The organism is Vreelandella sp. L-15 (genome assembly GCF_056857635.1).
In genome coordinates this window covers 43,809-65,937 of record NZ_JBSXNN010000101.1, presented here as the reverse complement: position 1 = coordinate 65,937, position 22,129 = coordinate 43,809, and the positions used below count along the sequence as shown (strand labels likewise).

The following is a 22,129-nucleotide window of genomic DNA, read 5'->3' as shown; positions in this document are numbered from 1 at the left end:
CATCCCGGCGCCTGCCGGAAGCCGCGACCCGTGTTATTCGTCGAACTGCGGGACAACGTGCGCAGAATCGATGCTTTCGATAGGAAAGCAGTACTCTTCGCCTTCCAGTTGCAGTAGCACTTCATCGCCCTCGACACCTGCGAGGAGCCCTTGGTATTTGCGTCGCCCATCGAACGCGACGCGTAGTTTCAGAGCGACCTGGTGGCCCTGATAGCGGATAAAGTGATCCAGGGAGTAAAGGGGACGTGCCATGCCGGGCGACGAGACTTCCAAGCGGTATTCGCCGGGAATGGGGTCTTCCACATCCATCACGGCACTGACTTGGCGGCTAATATCAGCGCAGTCTTCCACGTTGACACCGCTCTCGCGCTCGATGTAAATCACCAGCCGCGAATGCTTGCCCTGGGAAATATGGTCGATACCCCATAGCTCGAAGCCCATGGCGGCAACGACAGGTTCGATCAGCGCGTGAAGCGCAGCGTGTTTTGTGGCCACAGACAAAGCTCCTATAGCCGTTGCATCAGGCACCTGGCCAGGAGTCGTAAGAAAAGCTAGGTGGCTGATTGGCATTACCTGGGAATGTGTCTCTGGCTACTCGAACAACATCCGCTCTTGAGACACGCTTGGCTCGCAAAAAGCTCTTCATAAAAGCTGTTTACAAAAAACCAGTTACAAAAAGCTACTAACAAAAAGCCCCTTCACAGGAAGGGGCTTTTCAAAAGAAACCTGTAGTACCATTTTAGCAACATGTCGCGAATTTTTCGCAGCTCAAAAGCACCTTAATACATGCCATTGATCCTAAACCATGCTACTAGATAAATGGTAGCGGGGACCGGATTTGAACCGATGACCTTCGGGTTATGAGCCCGACGAGCTACCAGACTGCTCCACCCCGCATCAATCTAGGTCGACGATAATAGACACTTGAAAGGCTTACGTCAAGAACTCATTCCAAGAACTTGTTTCAAAAACTTTTTCAAATGCGTCTTTCGCCTCAGGTGCCAATCCTGACATTCTGGGAAGCTGGTAAACCAGCGAAACAGATGGTGCCGAAGGCGGGACTTGAACCCGCACGACCATACGGTCACTACCCCCTCAAGATAGCGTGTCTACCAATTCCACCACTTCGGCATCAGGGGAGGCTAAAGAAAGCGACATCAAGAAGTTACTCGCTGCTTTCCTCTAGCACTGGCGCGGTATTATCCATACTTGCAGGGGAGTCGTCAAGCATTGGAATGTTTTGCTGCTGTTCGATCAGCCGCGCATCAGGAATACCGGCTTCCGGCGCTTGGCCTGCCTGAGTGGCAAAGTATGCTAGAGCCATCGAGGTCACAAAAAAGCCAGCGGCTAAAATACCGGTGGTACGCGACAGGAAGTTACCACTGCCCCGCGAGCCGAAAACCGTTTGCGACGCACCACCACCAAAGGCTGCGCCTGCTTCGGCACCTTTTCCCTGCTGGAGCAGGATGAGTACAACCAAGGCGACCGCAATCACCACGTGAACCATAAGAATTGCAACTTGCATGGAGTTATCCTGCTGACTGACAAATGGCGTAGAAATCGTCGGTTTTAAGCGAGGCACCGCCCACTAAACCGCCGTCGATGTCCGGCTGGGCGAGCAGCTCAGCCGCGTTACTTGCGTTCATGCTACCGCCGTAAAGCAGTTTCAGCTGCTCGGCAAGCGACGCATCAAACCCTGCCTGATAGGCACGAATGCCTGCCATGACCTCTTGCGCCTGCTCTGGCGTGGCCGTACGGCCGGTACCTATCGCCCACACAGGCTCGTAGGCAATAACGATTTGCAGACGCTGCTCTGGTGCTAAGCGAGCCATGATATAGCCTACTTGGCGCAACACAACGTCCATCGTGCGGCCTGCATCGCGCTCTTCCAGCGTTTCACCCACGCATAGAATAGGCGTCAGCCCAGTATCAAGGGCTGCCAACAGACGGTCAAACACCTGCTCGTCGCTTTCGCGGTAAAGCTGGCGGCGCTCAGAATGCCCCACCAACACGTAGGCCACACCAAACTCTTTGAGCATGCTACCGCTCACTTCCCCGGTATGTGCCCCGGAGTGATGAGGATTAAGCGTTTGCGCCCCTAACTGCAGCGGCGTGTTGCTGAACGCATGGCGCGCAGCGTCTAGATAGGGAAACGGCGGAATGACCACCACGTCGATATTGGCGGGCAGCGCAGCAGAAGCAAACGTTTTGCCAAACGACTCAATCAACGCCGCAGAACCGTTCATTTTCCAGTTACCGGCGATTAATGGCGTACGCATGGATAATCCTCACTCAAGGTGGAGCAAAATGGTATAGGAGCCGCCTTGTCAAGACAACCGCTGTTGCAAGCCCAGTGACAAGCAGGACGCGCTCTGCCAAGCAAGGACGGCTATTCACGACCCAGCATGCTAGCCGAGTAGCGCCTGCACTTGACCTGCCAGCTTATTAGCTAAGCGATCCACATCCAAATGAGCGCGTCCTTCCACCATTACGCGGATTAATGGCTCGGTGCCGGATGGGCGCAGCAGTACCCGCCCTTGGTCCCCTAATTCAGCCTCTAATGCAGCCACAGCATCCAACAGCGGTTGGGCAGCCATAACCTCTTTGGCATTCAACCCTGCGGGCAAGCGCACATTAACCAGTGATTGCGGCACTTTTTCCAGCCCTTTCAGCAGCGATGGTAACGGTTTTTGCTCCCGCACCATTAACCCCAGCACCTGCAAGGCTGACACAATACCATCACCGGTCGTTTGTACGTGGCCACAGACAATGTGTCCCGACGCTTCGCCGCCCAGCTCCCAGCCGTTGGCTGCCATCATTTCCATCACGAAGCGGTCGCCTACTTTGGCACGCTGGAACGGGATACCGAGCCGGTCTAATGCCATCCCCAGGCCGAAGTTACTCATCAGCGTGCCGACCACTCCGCCTTCCAGAAGGCCGCGCTCAAAACGGTCACGGGCGATTAAGTACAAAATATCGTCGCCATCGACCTCACGACCATCCGCATCAACGAGCAGTACACGGTCGCCATCGCCATCGAAAGCAATGCCTAAATCCGCCCCTTGCTGAATTACCGCCGCCCGCAGCGCTGCTGGGTGTGTCGATCCCACATGGTGGTTGATATTTAATCCATCTGGCGCGGCGCCAATCACGCTCACTTCCGCCCCTAGCTCGCGAAAAACGCTGGGCGCGATATGGTAAGTGGCACCGTGGGCGCAATCCAATACCACTTTCAGTCCGTGCAGACTAAGTCGGTCCGGCAGGGTAGATTTACAGAACTCAATATAGCGGCCTGCGGCATCGTCAATGCGTGCCGCCTTACCTAGCTGCGCTGCATCGGCGGTGGTCAACGGGGCTTCCAGCATCGCTTCAATGCGGCCTTCCACGTCATCCGGCAGCTTTTTGCCTTCTGCGGAGAAAAACTTAATGCCGTTATCGTCAAACGGATTATGAGAAGCTGAAATCACAATGCCCGCATCCGCCCGGAAGGTACGTGTGAGATAAGCGATCCCAGGCGTGGGCATCGGCCCTAACAGGGAAACATCCACACCGGCGGCTGAAAGCCCCGCTTCCAGCGCCGACTCAAACATATAGCCAGAAATACGCGTGTCTTTACCAATTAATACCCGCGTGCGGCCCTTTTCACGGCGCAGCACCTGCCCAGCGGCCCACCCCAACTTGAGCATAAAATCAGCGGTAATCGGTGCTTGACCCACGGTACCGCGAATACCGTCAGTACCAAAATAGCGTCGTGTCATAACGAGAGTTCCTTATCAACGGGCGGCTCACAGCCCTCTTGTAGTACCGCCCAAGCCATATTCACAGCATCCACTGTAGGCCCAACATCATGCACTCGTAGAATGCTCGCCCCACGTTCAACCGCCATAGCCGACAAAGCCAAGCCGCCAGCTAACCGCTCTTCTACCGGACGACCCAGTACTTTGCCAATCATGCTTTTACGTGACATGCCTACCAATATCGGCAGATCAAGCGCGAGCAGCGACTCCATATACTTGAGCAAACGCAGGTTATGCTCGACGGTTTTGCCAAACCCAAAGCCAGGGTCGATCAAAAGACGATGACGGCGCAGCCCTGCCGCTTCACAAGCATCGATACGCTCGGATAAATACGCCGCGACCGCACGCTCTACGGGCTCGCTGTACTCAGGAGAGTGCTGCATGTTCTGCGGCTCACCCTGGCGGTGCATCAGACACACAGGCAAACCGCTGCTGGCGGCAGCTGCCAGTGCGCCCTCGCGCTCTAGCGCACGCACATCGTTAATCATCCCCGCCCCTAAGGCGCTGGCTTCACGAATTACCGTGGCGCTGCTGGTATCCACCGATACCAACGCATCTAGTTCGCGCACCAGCGCTTCCACTACGGGTGCAACACGGTCTAGCTCTTGCTGCTCAGAAACCGCCATAGCGCCTGGACGGGTCGATTCGCCGCCCACATCAATCAAGGCAGCGCCTTCGGCCAGCATGCGCTCGGCGTGGCGTAGCGCATCGTCTAAGGCAACATGCTGACCACCATCGGAGAACGAATCAGGCGTGACGTTCAAAATACCCATCACCCGTGGAAACGAAAGATCAAGCGTATGGCGCCCACAGCGCAGCTGCAAAGCACTCTCTGCTTGGCGCGAAGGCGATGAAGGGTCAACGTTCGGTGTCATGCTACCGCCTAAAAATAGAAAAGAAACGTAACTGCTATTGGCCCACAGCATAACAAAAAGGCGCCCCAATATGGGACGCCTTTGCTAACACCAGCAGTATGGCTTGATTAAGGACCTGCCGGACCACCTAGCGGGTCAGATGGGCGACGGCGAGGCTCATCGTCATCCTCTTCGCCTTCATCGCTTGACGCGTTAGGCGCTTGCTCATCCGCTTTCGCTTCTGGCTTATCGTCGCTGATGCGCATTCCACCACCGGAGGAGTCACCGTCGTTCCAGCCTTCCGGCGGACGCGGGTCACGTCCTTCCATGATGTCTTTAAGCTGGCTGGCGTCGATGGTTTCAAACTTCATCAGCGCTTCTGCCATGGCATCCAGCTTGTCGCGGTTGTCATGCAGAATCTGACGCGCCTGCTCGTAACACTCATCGATAATCTTGCGCACTTCTTTATCAAGACGCGCGGTGGTTTCTCCAGATTTCAGCTTACCACCGCCCTGACCAGGGCCACCGAGGAACTGGTGAGACTCGTCCTCATCGTACATGATCGGGCCCATCTCATCCGAGAGACCCCATTTGGCCACCATGTTGTGAGCCAGCTCAGTGGCACGCTTGATGTCGTTAGATGCACCAGTGGTCACACCGTTAGCACCCAGCGTCATCTCTTCGGCAATACGACCGCCAAACAGCGAGCAGATCTGGCTGATAATTTGCTGGCGCGACAGGCTGTAGCGATCCTCTTCCGGCAGGAACATCGTCACACCCAGCGCGCGGCCACGGGGAATAATCGTCACCTTGTAGACCGGATCGTGCTCAGGCATGACCAAGCCAATAATCGCGTGGCCTGCTTCGTGATAAGCGGTATTGAGCTTCTCTTTATCGGTCATGACCATGGATTTGCGCTCAGCGCCCATCATGATCTTGTCCTTGGCCAGCTCAAGCTCTTCCATGCCTACCAGGCGCTTGTTACGACGCGCCGCAAACAGGGCAGCCTCGTTCACCAGGTTGGCCAGGTCGGCACCGGAGAAGCCAGGCGTACCACGGGCAATCAGCTGCGGCTTCACGTCATCCGCCAGCGGCACCTTGCGCAGGTGAACGCCCAGAATATGCTCACGGCCACGGATATCCGGCAAGCCCACGGTTACCTGACGGTCGAAGCGGCCCGGGCGCAGCAGCGCGGGGTCAAGAACGTCCGGGCGGTTGGTGGCGGCGATGACAATAATGCCCTCGTTGGCTTCAAAGCCGTCCATTTCCACCAACAGCTGGTTCAGCGTCTGCTCACGCTCATCATTACCACCACCCATGCCGGTACCGCGCGAGCGGCCAACAGCATCGATTTCGTCGATAAAGATAATGCAGGGCGCCTGCTTCTTGGCCTGCTCGAACATGTCACGAACGCGGGATGCACCCACACCAACGAACATTTCAACGAAGTCAGAGCCTGAAATAGAGAAGAAAGGCACTTTGGCTTCGCCCGCAATGGACTTGGCCAGCAACGTTTTACCGGTACCAGGCGGGCCCACCATCAGTACGCCGCGGGGAATGGTACCACCCAGGCGTTGGAACTTGGTGGGATCGCGCAGGAAGTCGACCAGCTCTTCTACTTCCTCCTTCGCTTCGTCGCAGCCTGCGACATCGGCAAAGGTGGTTTTGATCTGATCCTGGGAGAGCAGCTTCGCCTTGGATTTGCCAAAGCTCATCGGGCCACCCTTGCCACCACCGGCACCGCCTTGCATCTGGCGCATGAAGAACATGAAGATCGCCAGAATGAGCAGGATCGGGAAACTGGCAATCAGTAGCCGCGTCCAGATGCTTTGCTGCTCCGGCGCCTTGCCGACCACCGTGACATTGTTGCTCAGCAGGTCGTCGATCAGCTTGGGATCTTCTGCGGCAGGGCGGATGGTCTGGAACTGCGAACCATCGATCCGCTCACCGGTGATGGTATACCCATCGATGGTGACGCTGCGGATCTGCTGATTTTGCACCTGCTGCACAAACTGGGAGTAGTTAGTGGTTTGCGGTGCGCTTTCCGTACTGAAATTATTGAACACTGTCAGTAGAACGGCCGCGATGACCAACCACAGAATCAGGTTCTTCGCCATATCGTTCAAGGGGCTACCCTCATTACAAGAATCCGTCAGTTAACCGCTAATACTCTGACCTTACACTAGAGCTTAACGTTCAACCATTGCCAAAGCACATTTGGCTTTGGGCCATCTGTGTCACGTTCGTCCAATGTACATAATGTGACACACCTTACGCTTGCCTGTCTGGCAATCGTGGTGATAAATCTTTGCTATAGCACTTTGCCATAACACCAGGGCCTTGCCAGCACTGGTTTAACCGCGAAAACCCTCCGCCAAAAAATAGACTTCTCGGGAGCGCGCCCGGGAGGCATCCGGTTTGCGGGTAACCACGCGGTCAAAACTGCCGCGCAGCTCTTTTAGGTAGGCGTCAAAGCCTTCCCCCTGGAAGACCTTTACCAAAAACCGCCCTTTGGGCGAGAGCGTTTCACGGGCCAACTCCAACGCCAGCTCGACAAGATACATCGCTTGTGGCTGATCGATGGCTGCCATACCACTCATATTGGGGGCCATGTCCGACATAACAAGGTCTACCGGACGATTTCCCAGGCGCTCAAGAATCGCGTTAAGTACGCTCTCCTCGGTAAAATCGCCCTGAATAAAGTCCACCCCTGCCAGCGCATCCATCTCCAGAATATCAGAGGCGATAACCACGCCCTCTGGCCCGACTTTTTCGGCAGCGATTTGGCTCCATCCACCGGGGGCTGCCCCCAGATCAATGATCGTCATACCATTACGAAACAGTTTATCCTTCTCATCCAGCTCTAGCAGCTTATAGCTCGCCCGGGAGCGGTAGCCATCCTGCCAGCTCTGTTTCACGTACTGGTCGTCGAAATGTTCTTTCTTCCAGTTGTTGCTGGTTTTGCTCACTGAATGTTTACGGCTTGGAGGCTTTTGCTGCATGTGGGAATCTGACACTGGAATAAGAGATGGGCGCGTTCACGTGATTGCTTTCACTTAGCGGCATTTCACCGTAAGATGGAACGTTAAGCGCTAACCGGGATACCGCAAGATACCATGAGCTTGTCACAGGCACAAAAGAAAGCATTTCGTAGCATTGGCCACCATTTGAACCCAGTGGTCACCGTTTCTGAGAACGGCGTCTCCGAAAATTTGCTCGCAGAACTCAGCCGCGCGCTCAATGATCACGAGCTGATTAAAGTGAAACTCGCTCTGCCCGAACGGGATGACCGCGCTGCGATGATCAACGAGCTGCTGGCTGACAGCAACGCCGAGCTGGTGCAAACCATTGGCAAAATGGCGCTGCTTTATCGCCGCAACCCAAAGGCTAACCCCAAGCTCTCCAACGTTACCCGCTTCGAGAACCATCACGGGCGGCACTAACGCACACAGTACTATGCTGACACGGCGCCAAGCGCCGCTAAGTCAAAAGGCCCGAAGCAGCTACCTGCATCGGGCCTTTTTTATGGCGCTATCCGCACAACATTAGAGGTGTTCAACACTCTCAATTTCGTACTCAACGTCGCCGCCGGGCGTTTTCACCACCACCACATCGCCCTCTTCTTTACCAATCAGCGCGCGCGCAATGGGTGAAGTGACCGAAATACGCCCCGCTTTAATGTCGGCTTCATCTTCGCCAACAATGCGATAGGTAACGCTGGCATCACTATCCAGGTTCAAGAGCGACACAGTCACCCCAAAAATCACCTTGCCGGTTTTCGGCAGCTTGGTGACATCAATCACCTGGGCGCCAGAGAGCTTGCTCTCGATTTCCTGAATACGGCCTTCAATAAACCCCTGTTGTTCACGGGCGGCGTGGTACTCGGCGTTCTCCTTTAGGTCGCCGTGTTCACGCGCTTCAGCGATGGCCGCAATCACCTGAGGGCGAGCTTCGCCCTTCAAGTGGTTGAGCTCTTCGCGAAGGCTTTTTTCTCCCGCTACCGTCATCGGGACCTTGTTCATTGACTTGCTCCTGCATGCAGATCCTGAAGGCGCCGCACCGTAATCTCCCTACCGTACTCTAGCGCCATGCAAACAGCATTAGCGCCCGCCAAGGTGGTCGCATAGGGCACCTTGCGCGCGAGAGCAGTACGGCGAATGATCGAAGAGTCGTTGATTGCCTGACGACCTTCGGTGGTATTCACGATGTAGGCGATTTCGTCGTTCTTCAGCAGATCGACGATATGGGGACGGCCTTCGTAGACTTTATTGACGTGCTCCACGGGCAGCCCGGCGGCTTCGAGGGCCGCAGCGGTACCGCGTGTTGCACATAGCGTGAAGCCCAATGTTAGCAGAGAACGGGCCACTTCGATAATCCCCTGCTTATCAGGCTCACGCACCGACAGGAACGCTTTACGGTCGCCATCCAGCGCCGGGATCGCCTCGCCCGCGCCCAGCTGCGCCTTGAAAAAGGCTTCCGCGAAGGTATCGCCCGAGCCCATCACTTCACCGGTGGATTTCATTTCCGGCGAGAGAATTGGATCAACGCCCTGGAACTTGTTGAACGGGAAGACCGCTTCTTTGACGCTATAGAAGTGCGGCACGATCTCACGTTCGAAGCCCTGCTCGGCCAGCGTCTTACCAGCCATGCAGCGCGCGGCAATCTGGGCCAGCGAGGTGCCGATGCACTTGGAAACAAACGGCACGGTACGCGATGCACGGGGGTTGACCTCGATCACGTAGATCTCGCCATCCTGCCACGCGAGCTGCACGTTCATCAGACCTTTTACGCCCAGCTCCACGGCCATTTTCTTGACCTGCTCGCGCATCTCGTCCTGCACGTCGGCAGGCAGCGAGTAAGGCGGCAGCGCGCAGGCGGAGTCACCGGAGTGAACGCCCGCTTGCTCGACGTGCTGCATGATACCGCCAATCACGACCTGCTGGCCGTCAGAGACCGCATCGATATCCACTTCCACCGCCGCGCTCAGGAAGTGATCCAGCAGTACCGGAGAGTCGTTAGAGACCTTCACCGCGTTGGTCATGTAGTTTTCGAGCTCGGAGGCATCGTAGACGATCTCCATGGCACGGCCACCTAGTACGTAGCTGGGGCGCACGACCAGCGGGTAGCCGATCTTCTCGGCCTTGGTGAAGGCTTCTTCGAAGCTCCGGGCCGTGGCGTTGGGCGGCTGCTTCAGGCCGAGCTTGTCGATCATCACCTGGAAGCGCTCACGGTCTTCGGCGCGATCGATGGCGTCCGGCGTGGTACCGATGATCGGCACGCCTGCGGCTTCCAGCTCGCGAGCCAGCTTCAGCGGGGTTTGGCCACCGAACTGGACGATGACGCCCACCGGCTTCTCCTTGTCGGCGATTTCCAGCACGTCTTCCAGCGTCACCGGCTCGAAGTAGAGACGGTCGGAGGTGTCGTAGTCGGTGGAGACGGTTTCCGGGTTGCAGTTGACCATGATGGTTTCATAGCCGTCGTCGCGCATGGCGAAGGCGGCGTGCACACAGCAGTAGTCGAACTCGATACCCTGACCGATACGGTTCGGGCCACCGCCCAGCACCATGATCTTCTGGCGATCCGACACGTCCGCTTCGCACTCCTCTTCATAGGTGGAGTACATGTAGGCGGTATCGGAAGCAAACTCGGCGGCACAGGTGTCCACGCGCTTGTACACCGGGCGAATGCCTGCTGCCTGACGCGTCTTGCGGAACTCCTTCTCGGAGACGCCCAGCAGCTTCGCCAGCCGCGCATCGGAGAAGCCCTTGCGCTTGAGCTGGAACAGCTCACGCGCCGAGAACTCTGCCAGGGCGTGCTTGGACACGGCGGCTTCGGTGAGAATCAGGTCTTCCATTTGCACCAGGAACCAGCGGTCGATGTTGGTCAGCGCAAAGATCTCTTCCACGCTCATACCAGCGCGCATAGCATCAGCCACAAAGAAGATACGCTCGGCACCCGCGGCCTGCAGCTCGCCCTTAATCTGGGCCATCGTTTCATCGGTGAACTCGGTAATGATCGGGTCGAGGCCGTCGTTACCGGTTTCCATACCGCGCAGCGCTTTTTGCAGCGACTCTTGGAACGTGCGGCCAATCGCCATCACTTCACCCACCGACTTCATCTGGGTGGTCAGGCGGTCGTTCGCTTGGGGGAATTTCTCGAACGTAAAGCGCGGAATTTTGGTCACGACATAGTCGATGGACGGCTCAAACGACGCTGGTGTTTGACCGCCAGTAATATCGTTCTGCAGCTCGTCAAGGGTGTAACCCACCGCCAGCTTCGCGGCGATTTTAGCAATCGGGAAACCGGTGGCCTTCGATGCCAGCGCCGACGAGCGCGACACACGCGGGTTCATCTCGATCACGACCAGACGACCGGTTTTCGGGTCCATACCAAACTGCACGTTGGAGCCGCCGGTTTCCACGCCGATTTCACGCAGTACCGCGAGGCTCGCGTCCCGCATGATCTGGTACTCTTTATCGGTCAGCGTTTGTGCCGGCGCGACAGTGATGGAGTCGCCGGTGTGGACGCCCATGGGGTCGAAGTTCTCGATGGCGCAAACGATAATGCAGTTATCGTTTTTGTCGCGCACCACTTCCATTTCGTACTCTTTCCAACCCAGCAGCGACTCATCAATCAGCAGCTCGTGGTTATTGGAAAGCTCGAAACCGCGGGTACAGATCTCTTCGAACTCTTCCTTGTTGTACGCCACACCGCCGCCAGAGCCACCCATGGTGTAGGAAGGACGAATAATTGTTGGGAAACCTAGCTCTGCCTGAATTTCCCACGCCTCGTCCATGGTGTGCGCCACTTTGGCTTTCGGGCACTCCAGGCCAATGCGCTTCATGGCTTGGTCGAACAGGTCGCGGTCTTCCGCCATATTAATGGCGTCGGCGTTGGCGCCGATCATCTCAACACTGTACTTAGCAAGTACGCCATGTTTTTCAAGATCCAGCGCACAGTTCAGCGCGGTTTGGCCGCCCATGGTGGGGAGAATGGCGTCCGGGCGCTCGACTTCGATAATTTTCTCAACGGCCTGCCAGGTAATCGGCTCGATGTAGGTGGCATCGGCCATGGCAGGGTCGGTCATGATGGTGGCCGGATTAGAGTTGACCAAAATAACCCGGTAACCCTCTTCGCGCAGCGCTTTACACGCCTGAGCGCCAGAGTAGTCGAATTCGCAGGCCTGGCCGATGACAATCGGACCAGCGCCAATGATAAGAATGCTATTGATATCGGTACGCTTAGGCATAACGGTTCCCGCAAAAAGTGGTGACGATGAGCATCAAAACGGCGTAACTAGGCAATGAGAGGCAGCGCGGCTAACTTAGCGGCGCGCCTGCATCATCGCGATAAAGCGATCAAATAGCGGCGCTACATCGCGCGGGCCAGGGCTGGCTTCCGGGTGGCCCTGAAAGCTAAACGCCGGGCGGTCGGTACGCTCAATGCCCTGCAGGGTGCCATCGAACAGCGAGCGGTGCGTGGCACGCACGTTGCTGGGCAGAGTCGCTTCATCGGCGGCAAAGCCGTGGTTCTGACTGGTGATCATCACCGTGCCGGTATCCAGGTCTTGCACCGGGTGGTTGGCACCGTGGTGGCCGTGGCCCATCTTGACGGTTTTAGCACCGGAGGCCAGCGCCAGCAGCTGGTGGCCCAAGCAAATGCCGAACACCGGCGTGTCGGTTTCCAACACTTCCTGGATCGCTTTGATGGCGTAGTCACAGGGCTCGGGGTCGCCGGGGCCGTTAGCCAGGAACACGCCATCCGGGTTCATCGCCAGCACCTCTGCCGCAGGCGTTTGCGCCGGCACCACGGTCAAGCGGCAGCCGCGCGCCGCCAGCATACGCAGGATGTTGAACTTCACGCCGTAATCAAACGCGACCACATGGTAAGGGCGCTCGCCCTGGGTGGTATCCGCGTAGCCTTCGCCCAAGGCCCACTCGCCTTCCGACCACTCGTAAGCCTCTTTGCAGGAGACTTCCTTGGCTAAATCCATGCCCTTCAAGCCCGGAAATGCCTTCGCCGCCGCCAGCGCCCGCTCGACGGCATCCTCACCTTCTGCATCGACACCCGCCAGAATCGCACCGTTCTGGGCACCTTTATCGCGCAAAATACGCGTCAGGCGGCGGGTATCGATATCCGCAATACCCAGCACGTTGTGGCTTTTCAGGTAATCAGAGAGGGTTTGCTCAGAACGGAAGCTACTGGCCAGCAGGGGGAGATCGCGAATTACCAAGCCAGCTGCCGCAATCGAGGCGGACTCTACATCTTCAGAGTTAATGCCAGTGTTGCCGATGTGCGGGTAAGTCAGGGTGACGATTTGGCGGGTGTAAGAGGGGTCGGTGAGGATTTCCTGGTAGCCGGTCATGGCTGTATTGAACACCACCTCACCGCTTGTGACTCCATCCGCGCCAATGGCAGTTCCATGAAACACACTGCCATCTTCCAGGGCCAATATCGCGGGTTTGCTCAATGCGGGGTTATTCAAGACAAGTTCTCCCATGCTGGTGGGAGCCTGTGGGCGCAGGCTCGGCGATCCGGTTGTCGGCGTTTGCGTGCAAACGTCGGGTCGTAAAAAAGCGGGACGAAGCCGATAATAAAAAATCGGTTTCATCCCGCTTGTTGTTCTCTTTCCTTGGCCTTCATAACGGTGTTAGCCATGGCGCAGCATTTAGCTGACTACTTTTCCCACTTAACGGCCAGTGCAACAAGCGCGGTGCTCTCTCTACAGCTCTTCACTGTAGATATTTTGCTGCTCTTTGCAGCCACTGGGCCAAAATTTTTGGAATGTTACAGCATTTAGCGCATCAGGGCCAGCGCTTTATGCCGACCTTGGTCTAACACAAGCCCACGGCTCAGCTCAGCGCCAGCACGTCCTGCATGTCATAACGGCCATGCGGCTGAGCGGCCACCCAGCGTGCCGCCCGCACGGCCCCTTTGGCGAAGGTCATACGGCTGGAAGCTTTATGAGTGATTTCGATGCGCTCGCCTTCGGTGGCGAACATCACCGTGTGCTCACCGACGATATCGCCCGCCCGCACGGTAGCGAAGCCGATCTCTTTATCGGTACGCGGGCCGCACTGCCCAACCCGCTCAAACACGCCGTGCTCTTTCAAGGTACGGCCCAAACTTTCGGCCACCACTTCACCCATTTTAATGGCCGTGCCGGAAGGCGCATCGACTTTATAGCGGTGGTGGGACTCAATCACCTCAATATCGTAGCCTTCATCACCCAGCGCCTTGGCCGCCGTTTCCAGTAGCTTGAGCGTCAGGTTCACGCCCACGCTCATGTTGGGAGCAAACACCATGGCCACCTTATCGCGGTAGCTATCTAGCTCGGCCAGCTCTTCATCGTTCATACCGGTGGTGCCGATCACGATGCACTTACCGTGCTCAGCGCAGAATGCCAGATTCGCCAAGGTGACTTGGGGCGCAGTGAAGTCGATCAGCACGTCGAAGTCATCCACAATGGCGTCGAGCGAATCCACGGCGGCCACACCACGCTTACCCACACCTGCCAGCTCGCCGATATCTACGCCCGCCAGGGAGCTGCCCGGCTCCACAATACCGCCTGCAAGCGAGGCATCAGCCTGTTGCTCAACAGCGTTAACTAACGTGCGGCCCATGCGGCCAGCTACGCCTACAATGGCAATTCGGGTCATGGAAACTCCTACGCGTGCGCTATTTGGCATTAACTAGAAACAAAAAAGGTGGCCGCAATTATAGCAGACCACCCTTAGCGATGCGGCGCTAACGGCAGCGCCCTTCATGCACTTTCAATTCTCCCAGACAATCTCCAGCGACTCGTCTTTCGCCATACGCATTAGATGGCTCTCGACTACGCCCTCTAGCTGGTCCAAGTGCTCTTCTTCCAGGGTTTCGATGGAGACCAGTAGCCAATCAGGTTCGGCGTGCATCAGGCAAGTACCGCTGGCAAACACGATCTTGGCGTCCTGCTCACTGTGCTCCACCTCAAGCTTATGCGACCAGTGCTTGCACAAGCGGTTGATTAATTTCGCACCAGACGAGGTGGCAATCTCTGCTCGGGATAACGGCATGGTGTTCTCTCCATCTCAATAGCGAGTAAGTACCCACTAGCGTAATCCTCGCAGTGCAAAGAACCAAGCAGCAAATGAGAATCCGATGCAACGGCGTGTTCTATAAAAGAAAATAAATTACTGTATATAAGCTCATATTCTATGTGTGCAATTGATTCACATAGAGCGCCCAGTACGTTAAAATAAACGTACACTTACGTTAAATTAAACGTCACTATGCGACAGCCATCGATTCCAGCAAGCACTACTCATGACTTCCCTGCTTTACGAGGGATGCAAGGAGGGCGTGCATGCTACACCATCATGTGCCCTTTGCGGCTAATACCCCGGCTGTTTCATTATGACGACAGCGGCATGCCTGCCGAAGATCGTGCTCAGCGTGCTATCAATCCAGGGCGCATCCCTGAAATTACGGACTATTTGGTTCAAAATACTGATAACTACGTGCTGCCCGCTATTACAGCTTCTTTGGATCAGGAAGTTGAATTTGAGCCAATGAACAATGACAACACCATTGTTTCACTAGTTGGTACGTTACACATACCTCGCTCGGCGCGTTTACTTATCAACGATGGCCAGCATCGCAGAGCGGCTATTGAACGCGCGATCACCAAGAAACGTGAGCTGGGCCATGACAGCATTCCTGTACTTTTATTTGTCGATGAAGGGCTAAGACGCAGCCAGCAAATGTTTGCCGATCTCAACAGGCATGCAATTCGCCCAAGCCCATCTCTAAATACCTTTTTTGACCAGCGCGATGAAGCGTCCACATTGGCACGCTGCGTTATGCAAGAAGTAGGCTGTTTTAAGCGACTGACGGAGGTTGAAAAAAGCTCTCTTCCCCTCAAATCACAGAAGCTTTTTACGCTGAGTGCGATCAAAAATGCTAGCTGGCGCTATTTGGAAAAGCGTAAGCGTGATGCCGTTGGCTCCATTGAGCATTCGCAGTGCATCGCCTTCTGGCAGGGGGTATGTAACGTCATGAGCGATTGGCAGGCTGTCATGGACGGCAGACAGCAGTCTATGCATTTCCGTCAAAACACCATCCATGCTCATGGCGTATTTCTACAAGCCATTGCGGTTGCATGTTGTTCATTGCGCCATGAAGCACCAGATAATTTCGACCCTGACTGGTACACAGAAAAGCTTATTCCCTTGAGAGAGGAGAACTGGCTTAGGTCCAACCCTGAGTGGGAAGGTCGCTGCCTGCGGGAAGGTCGAATTTCTAAATCTCATACATCTGTCGAGTTGCTAGCTTGTTATTTTAAACGACGCCTAGATATCCCCCTGTCTGAAAAGCAGCTCGAACTAGAGGGAGCCAGAACATCATGAGCGAAGCCACGCTTTACGCTTCTCAAGACGAGATGCTTGCCACACAAAGCTTTGCCGGCAGACCTCTTCCAGACCTGATTACAGAGCTTCAAACTCTATACTTGGAGGATGAGCGCTCCTGGGTCATCGGCTTTAGCGGTGGCAAAGACTCCACAGCGGTGCTGTCACTGATCTACACGGCGATAGAAAAGCTACCGCCTCATGAACGCCACAAACATGTTTACGTCGTTTCGTCGGATACCCTCGTCGAAACGCCAGTCGTTGTGGACATGATTTCTACAACCCTTGAGCAGATCAACACCAGGGCAAAAGAACAGAACTTGCCTTTTTCTGCTCACCAGGTCGTTCCAAAAGCTAGCGAAACTTTCTGGGTTAATTTACTAGGTAAAGGTTACCCCGCTCCAACACAGAATTTTCGGTGGTGTACGGAGCGGATGAAAATTGATCCGGTGAGCAGCTTTATTCTCGATAAGGTGACTCATCACGGCGAGGTGATTGTCATTTTGGGGGCCCGCAGCCAAGAAAGTGCTTCCCGCGCCCAGGTTATTGCCAAACACAAAGTCGATGGGTCTTTGCTCTCTAAACACTCCTCACTTCCTGGCGCCTACACCTACATGCCAATCGAAGATTGGTCTTTTGATGAGGTGTGGATGTACCTACTGGGTGCACCAACGCCATGGGGTGGAACACACCATCAACTGTTCTCTCTCTACAAAGACTCGAATGCGGGCGAATGCCCCATTGTGATTGATACCAAAACACCTTCTTGTGGTAACTCACGCTTTGGCTGCTGGACATGCACGGTTGTCACCAAAGATAGAGCGATGGAAGGGTTAATTGAATCAGGCGAGCTTTGGATGAAACGACTCAAGTCGTTTCGGGATCTGCTTTATCGCACCACAAAGCCCCACAACAAAGCAAAGTACCGTAACCACAAGCGCCGTACAGGTAAGGTGCATTACGCGCGCGGCCAAATTGACGACGACACCACTACCGAAAAAAAGGTCATTCCAGGCCCTTACTGGATGTCGTATCGCCAAGCATGGGTAAAGAAACTGCTAGAAATTCAAAAACATCTCAATGACGACGGCAACCCTATCCGTCTTATTCATGAAGATGAGCTTAAGCATATCCGCATCGAGTGGCTGAACGACCCAAACGAACCGGATGCTCTTGATACACTGCCCTCTATTTATGCCAGCGTATACGGCTACAAATTGGAATGGATGCAGGATTCAGCGGGTGTGCTTTCTCAACAAGATGCAGCAGCCCTCAGTTCAGCGTGCCGTGCGCACAATACTCCTACAGAATTAGCTATCAAGCTGTTACAGCTAGAGCAGTCACTGGATGGATTGAGTAAGCGCCACGGCGTTTTTAAACGCATTGACACGCTCCTGAATAAAGACTGGGGTGATTTAGACAGCCTGCGCAGCAAAAAACAGGACGCCAGCATGACGTTGACTACCATGCATGACGCCAAAAGCGTGATGCAGGATATGTTTCAGGACAATACTACCTACCAAGGCAAAACCCGTAATGCCAAGAGCGTTTATGATGAATTGCTGACAGGCTTAGAACTACAGTATGCGGAGCTTGATCAATGATCCTCAATACACTCCAGCTAGGCAATTTTAGGGTTTATAGCGGCAACCACGAAATTGATCTCAGGCCCAACGGCCTAAGTGGGGAAAAGCCGATTATTCTCTTTGGCGGCCTGAATGGTGCTGGCAAAACTTCCATTTTGACCGCAGTGCGACTTGCCCTGTATGGAAGACGCACGCTGGGCAACAAGGTAGGCAATGACACTTATCATCGCTATCTAGCCGACTCGATCCATAAGCCTAGCGGTAATGAAACACCGCACAGGCGAGCATACGTGCGTCTAAAATTTAGCGACAGTAAGGGCGGATACCCGCATGACTATGATGTCGTGCGGAGTTGGTTCGTCGACACCAGTGGCGTGGTCAGCGAAAAACTGCAGATTACGCGCGACGATGAAGTGTTGAAGTCACTAACCTATGAGCAGGCTCAAAGCTTCCTCAATGACCTCATCCCTATTGGTATTGCGGATCTGTTTTTCTTTGATGGCGAAAAAATCGCCGAGCTTGCTGAGTCAAACGGCAATGCTGCACTGGCGAACGCTATTGAACGCTTGCTAGGGCTCGACCTTGTCAGCAAGTTACGGGCTGACTTGAGCGTATATATCCGCAACCACGCCAAGGGCCGTCTCCCTGACGCCATTCGTAAGGAAGCGGAGCAGTTAGAGAGCGATTACCAACGCTATTACACCAACTACCAAATCGAGCGAGACGCGAAAGAAGCCTTAGAAGACCAACTGCATAACTTAAAAGCTGATATCGCCCAGCAAGAGCAAAAAATCGAAGCGCACGGTGGAGCTTGGTATGAAAATCGTTCTGCCGAACAAGAACGCATGGAGCGTTTGCTAGCAGAGCAGCATAGTCTTAAAGCACGTATTCGCACGCTGAAAGGCTCGCTCTACCCAGTGGCCCTTGCACCTACCGCGCTAGGTAAGCTGCTTGAGCAATTAGACAAAGAAAGCGACTACCGTAAGCAGTTGATCACCCACAAAGCCGCTAAACGTCAGGCTAATGCACTACGCAAAGAGCTAGCCAGCGCGCTTGCCGGTAAAGAGCAGCAGCTAGATGAAGCGATTGCCAAAGCATTCGGTAAAAACCTAGTTGAGCCCGAAAAAATAGAGCTAATTCACGACTTATCGGATAGCGAGATTGAGCGCTTACGGCACCAAATTACCGTTGAGGCTCCTAGGCAAAAGCAAGAAGTAGATACCTTAGAAGAGAAGCTAGAGCGCTTACGGCATGAGCTGAGCGAATGCGCGACCAATTTAGAGCGCGCACCGGATGAACAGCGTATCAAACCACTGTATGCAAAATTACATGAAGCGCAGCTGTCACAAGGCCGCTTACATAGCCTAATAGAAGAGAAACGTGAAAATGCCAAGCGTGAGCTAAGGGCTGCCATGGATTGCCTACGTAAGCTCAGAAAGCTAGAGGCGGAACATCAGTCTCAGTCGGATAATGCCCATGCCATAGAGATGGCGAATAACGTGCGGGATATGTTGTCGAGCTATATCGAGAAGGCCAAAATCAGCAAAGTTAAAGAGCTGGAACACGCATTCGGTGAGTCATTCAAACGCCTATCTCGAAAAAGCTACGAACATATTACGCCGCAAATCAACCCGCACACCTTTGCCGTCAATTTGCAGCACGCTGACGGTAAGACGCTAGATCGTAACCAGTTATCGGCAGGTGAAAAGCAAATTTACGCCACGGCCATGCTCGAAGCACTGGGGAAATGCTCTGGCAAGCGTTTACCCATTATTATCGACACCCCGCTGGGGCGACTGGATTCAGAGCATCGCCAACGGATCATCGATCATTACTTTCCAACCGCAAGCCATCAAGTCGTTTTACTCTCGACAGATACGGAAATAGCGTTAGAACATCATAACTCTGGGCACTTCAACCAGGCCATTTCTAAGACATACGAAATGCTTTACAACCCAACTACTGGCTCCACAACGTTAAAAGAAGGTTATTTTGACTATGCTTCCTGATCGCAAGATTGCCTTGACGAAAAAAGCTGAAGATCGTTTGAAGCGAATTAAGCAGTCCAGTGGAGAAAGTATTAACCAGTTAGCAAGCGAAAAGTTTTTTTTATCACTAGAAAACAACATTATATTAAATTTAAAAGATCTAGAAAGGCCTGCTATGGGGATTATCAAACTTGATAAAGCAGTTTGGTTAGGTGAGTGTCAGGCATTGGTAGAGGTTGCATTAAAGAACCTCTACCCCTCTGCATCACCCGATGAAGCCGCTTTATTATGGGCCCTGCATATTGAAAACAGCCTCTAATTATTCATTATCGGCAGCATTTCTTCATAGACCCTCTCATAATACATGCCGCCTAAAACTTTTTTAACCAGCCGAGGGTATGATGCACTCTCGGCATCAGGAAAGTCAGGAGAGGTAAAGTTATTAGCTTCGTTTTCCGTTAAATAATTCAAACAACTACTATTAATGAGCTCTCTCCATATGGAGTCTATGGTCATTTCAACATTAAGCTTTTCAAACACGCGTGAGCCATAGGACATAATCACTGAATTATAATCACTCATACCAACCCTTTTCCTAGAAATATCAGAACGAATCTTAACTTCATGAGAAATTAAATTTAACAATTTACTACCTTTTGCAGCATTATTAGGCCCAGGACTCATAGCACCATTTTTAACTATCAATCCTTCCCATGGTGACAAACCTAAAACAAATCCACATACAGTAAAACTCACCACTTTCTTAATATCAAAATAACCAGCCAACCCTAAATTATTAATTGGCTGAACAAGCTCACCCAAATGCTCATTAAGATAAGACAAATCACCATCTTTAAGACGATCTTTTGTATCTAGATAACCAAAGAGCATTTGTTGACCTACTAAAGTCCTTAATAAATTACCACTAGTTTGAAACTCTAGCTTTTGTATAAAAGACTTCAATGCCAAACTTTTGGCTTCACTAAAATCATTAATGCTCACGTACTCTTCACGAGCTTTTTTTAGCTTAGCCGTACCATTACGGCTCCAGGACGAGTACTTCTCCTTACTCATTACAACAAACTTATAGGCATCTTCTGGGCCAAAACCCTCTACTCCATTTGTCAAAGTATCATGTATCTCCCTAACAAACCAAAGACTATTAAACACTCTAGAAGCTATTTCACAAACTGAACTCAGCGAAGATCCGACAAGGTTCGTAGTGCTTTTTACAGAAAAATCGAAAGCTCTTAAAGACTCGTACTTAGTAGCATACTGTAGCTTCAAGCCTCTAATTTTTTCATCTCTTTCTTTTTTCAACTCGCCTGATTCGTTTATTTCATTTAATGCCTCTAAATAACTCAAACGCAGCTCGGTTAAGCGTATAAACGCTTCTTGCTCGCCTTCTTCTAAGCCATTATTTCTTAAAAAATCAGGCAAATCATCAAGATTTTCAGGCCACCCCGAAAGAGCATCATCTAGTAAATTCTCAAGGATATTCTCATTAATGATACGACATACTTTAACTAAGCTAGCATTGCCGTCAACGACACCACTATCTGATAACAATATTGATTGGATCAAATTATCATGCAATGTCAGTATGTGAGTAATTTCCCATGGAAAAAGACCTTCATGGCTTCTGAAAATTGTATTTATATCCTCATCATCACTACCATCTTCACCAACTAAATACTTATTCACATAATCAAGTGATGTGAAGGAAAAGCACCCTTTTTTATGTAGTTTTTGGTAAGGATCTTCTTCCGAGTTCCCCCCAGGTGGTAAAGCACCAAGCGCACGAGAACTAATTCTTCTAAGAAGATTTCTATCATCAATAAAAATAAGTTTTTGCTCAGAAACTCTTTTAGGAGTATTATTTACATCAATAAATAGCTGTCTAGTAGCGTCTACTACCGGCAAATCATCAGAGTTTTCAAAAATAACAAATGAGACAGAAATACTACTTTCCCCCTCAGAGCCTTCTCCATGGTAAAACCGCCTCAACGCTTCTACTCTATGTTGACCATCAACAACAACCGCAGAAATTTTATCTTTGTCCCACTTCAGTTCCACTGGCACATTATTAAAAAGTTTATTTTTATCCTCAGCACCAGGATGTGAAATACTAACACCATCTATATTCAAGCCATTATCATCACTATTTGCATATCGATTACCTGGCCTTTTACCCTCTTTTGGAACTAAAACTACAGTAATAGAAGGAAAAAACTTCACAGCTTTTGTGGAATTTTGAAGATAATTTGCTACAATTTCATCGACTCGAGAGTGAGATATGTTGCGCTGTATAAGTTGATGCATGCCCCACAATTCATCGCCGCGCAAATCATCAACAAGCATTATATCTTTATTTTTCTTGACATTTGCCACTTCTGTGGCTCCTGACATAACATAAACTTTGTGTAGCGCATTATATTTTTGCTCAGAAAACGTACAATAATAAGTGCTAGACTCTTTTTTTTGCTTAAAAGAATCTAAAGACATTTTAAAATTCAT

General features: G+C 52.8%; 18 protein-coding genes and 2 tRNA genes. 5 read left to right on the top strand and 15 right to left on the bottom strand.

Features of this window, described 5'->3' with window-relative positions; translation table 11 throughout:
- Positions 1-33 precede the first annotated feature (33 nt).
- The 9 genes from rimP to rlmE form a co-directional block, all read right to left on the bottom strand.
- Positions 34-495, bottom strand: coding sequence for a ribosome maturation factor RimP (rimP, locus tag AC13CY_RS16385; RefSeq protein WP_474790823.1), 462 nt, complete (start codon positions 493-495; stop codon positions 34-36).
- A gap of 325 nt (positions 496-820) precedes the next feature.
- Positions 821-897 (bottom strand) — tRNA-Met (locus AC13CY_RS16380).
- A gap of 147 nt (positions 898-1,044) precedes the next feature.
- Positions 1,045-1,131, bottom strand: a tRNA-Leu gene (locus AC13CY_RS16375).
- A gap of 34 nt (positions 1,132-1,165) precedes the next feature.
- Positions 1,166-1,525 (bottom strand): preprotein translocase subunit SecG, encoded by a 360-nt coding sequence (gene secG / locus AC13CY_RS16370; RefSeq protein WP_044629472.1) that lies wholly within the window; start codon positions 1,523-1,525, stop codon positions 1,166-1,168.
- 4 nt (positions 1,526-1,529) lie between these two features.
- Positions 1,530-2,279, bottom strand: coding sequence for a triose-phosphate isomerase (tpiA, locus tag AC13CY_RS16365; RefSeq protein ID WP_074211096.1), 750 nt, complete (start codon positions 2,277-2,279; stop codon positions 1,530-1,532).
- A gap of 129 nt (positions 2,280-2,408) precedes the next feature.
- Complete coding sequence (gene glmM, locus AC13CY_RS16360) at positions 2,409-3,758, bottom strand: phosphoglucosamine mutase (protein WP_253556959.1); 1,350 nt, start codon at positions 3,756-3,758, stop codon at positions 2,409-2,411.
- The gene (folP, locus tag AC13CY_RS16355; RefSeq protein ID WP_253501985.1) at positions 3,755-4,672 is read right to left on the bottom strand and encodes a dihydropteroate synthase; all 918 of its coding nucleotides are present in this window, start codon (positions 4,670-4,672) and stop codon (positions 3,755-3,757) included. The genes glmM and folP overlap by 4 nt, the downstream gene beginning before the upstream one ends.
- Before the next feature lie 107 nt (positions 4,673-4,779).
- Positions 4,780-6,777 carry an ATP-dependent zinc metalloprotease FtsH gene (gene ftsH / locus AC13CY_RS16350; RefSeq protein ID WP_253556958.1) on the bottom strand — a complete coding sequence of 666 codons (1,998 nt, stop codon included), beginning with the start codon at positions 6,775-6,777 and terminating at the stop codon, positions 4,780-4,782.
- A gap of 228 nt (positions 6,778-7,005) precedes the next feature.
- Entirely contained in the window at positions 7,006-7,653 is a 648-nt protein-coding gene (rlmE, locus tag AC13CY_RS16345) for a 23S rRNA (uridine(2552)-2'-O)-methyltransferase RlmE (RefSeq protein WP_044629468.1), read from the bottom strand.
- Positions 7,654-7,767: 114 nt separating this feature from the next.
- Between rlmE and yhbY the strand changes: the two genes are divergently transcribed.
- A complete protein-coding gene (gene yhbY / locus AC13CY_RS16340; protein WP_062360548.1) occupies positions 7,768-8,094 on the top strand; it encodes a ribosome assembly RNA-binding protein YhbY in 327 nt (108 codons plus the stop codon).
- A 102-nt stretch (positions 8,095-8,196) separates the two neighbouring features.
- Here the strand turns inward: yhbY and greA are convergent, their stop codons facing one another.
- The 5 genes from greA to AC13CY_RS16315 form a co-directional block, all read right to left on the bottom strand.
- Entirely contained in the window at positions 8,197-8,673 is a 477-nt protein-coding gene (gene greA, locus AC13CY_RS16335; protein ID WP_044629467.1) for a transcription elongation factor GreA, read from the bottom strand.
- Positions 8,670-11,900 (bottom strand): carbamoyl-phosphate synthase large subunit, encoded by a 3,231-nt coding sequence (gene carB / locus AC13CY_RS16330; protein WP_483052810.1) that lies wholly within the window; start codon positions 11,898-11,900, stop codon positions 8,670-8,672. Before carB ends, greA begins: the two co-directional genes overlap by 4 nt.
- Positions 11,901-11,975: 75 nt before the next feature.
- Positions 11,976-13,121, bottom strand: a complete 1,146-nt coding sequence (gene carA, locus AC13CY_RS16325) for a glutamine-hydrolyzing carbamoyl-phosphate synthase small subunit (protein WP_483052813.1) — start codon at positions 13,119-13,121, stop codon at positions 11,976-11,978.
- A gap of 382 nt (positions 13,122-13,503) precedes the next feature.
- Positions 13,504-14,310, bottom strand: coding sequence for a 4-hydroxy-tetrahydrodipicolinate reductase (gene dapB, locus AC13CY_RS16320; protein WP_044629465.1), 807 nt, complete (start codon positions 14,308-14,310; stop codon positions 13,504-13,506).
- Between the two features lie 114 nt (positions 14,311-14,424).
- The gene (locus AC13CY_RS16315) at positions 14,425-14,706 is read right to left on the bottom strand and encodes a DUF2218 domain-containing protein (RefSeq protein WP_483052809.1); all 282 of its coding nucleotides are present in this window, start codon (positions 14,704-14,706) and stop codon (positions 14,425-14,427) included.
- Between the two features lie 216 nt (positions 14,707-14,922).
- On the opposite strand from AC13CY_RS16315, the gene dndB reads away from it, so the two are divergent.
- From dndB to AC13CY_RS16295, 4 genes are read left to right on the top strand one after another with little or no spacing between them, the layout of a single operon-like run.
- Entirely contained in the window at positions 14,923-16,038 is a 1,116-nt protein-coding gene (gene dndB / locus AC13CY_RS16310) for a DNA sulfur modification protein DndB (protein WP_269061851.1), read from the top strand.
- Positions 16,035-17,642 carry a DNA phosphorothioation system sulfurtransferase DndC gene (dndC, locus tag AC13CY_RS16305; protein WP_463005108.1) on the top strand — a complete coding sequence of 536 codons (1,608 nt, stop codon included), beginning with the start codon at positions 16,035-16,037 and terminating at the stop codon, positions 17,640-17,642. Before dndB ends, dndC begins: the two co-directional genes overlap by 4 nt.
- Complete coding sequence (gene dndD, locus AC13CY_RS16300) at positions 17,639-19,633, top strand: DNA sulfur modification protein DndD (RefSeq protein ID WP_463005107.1); 1,995 nt, start codon at positions 17,639-17,641, stop codon at positions 19,631-19,633. The genes dndC and dndD overlap by 4 nt, the downstream gene beginning before the upstream one ends.
- The gene (locus AC13CY_RS16295) at positions 19,623-19,931 is read left to right on the top strand and encodes a DndE family protein (protein WP_463005106.1); all 309 of its coding nucleotides are present in this window, start codon (positions 19,623-19,625) and stop codon (positions 19,929-19,931) included. Before dndD ends, AC13CY_RS16295 begins: the two co-directional genes overlap by 11 nt.
- Here the strand turns inward: AC13CY_RS16295 and AC13CY_RS16290 are convergent.
- Positions 19,928-22,129, bottom strand: a complete 2,202-nt coding sequence (locus AC13CY_RS16290; protein ID WP_463005105.1) for a DNA sulfur modification protein DndB — start codon at positions 22,127-22,129, stop codon at positions 19,928-19,930. The two genes, AC13CY_RS16295 and AC13CY_RS16290, sit on opposite strands and share 4 nt — an antisense overlap.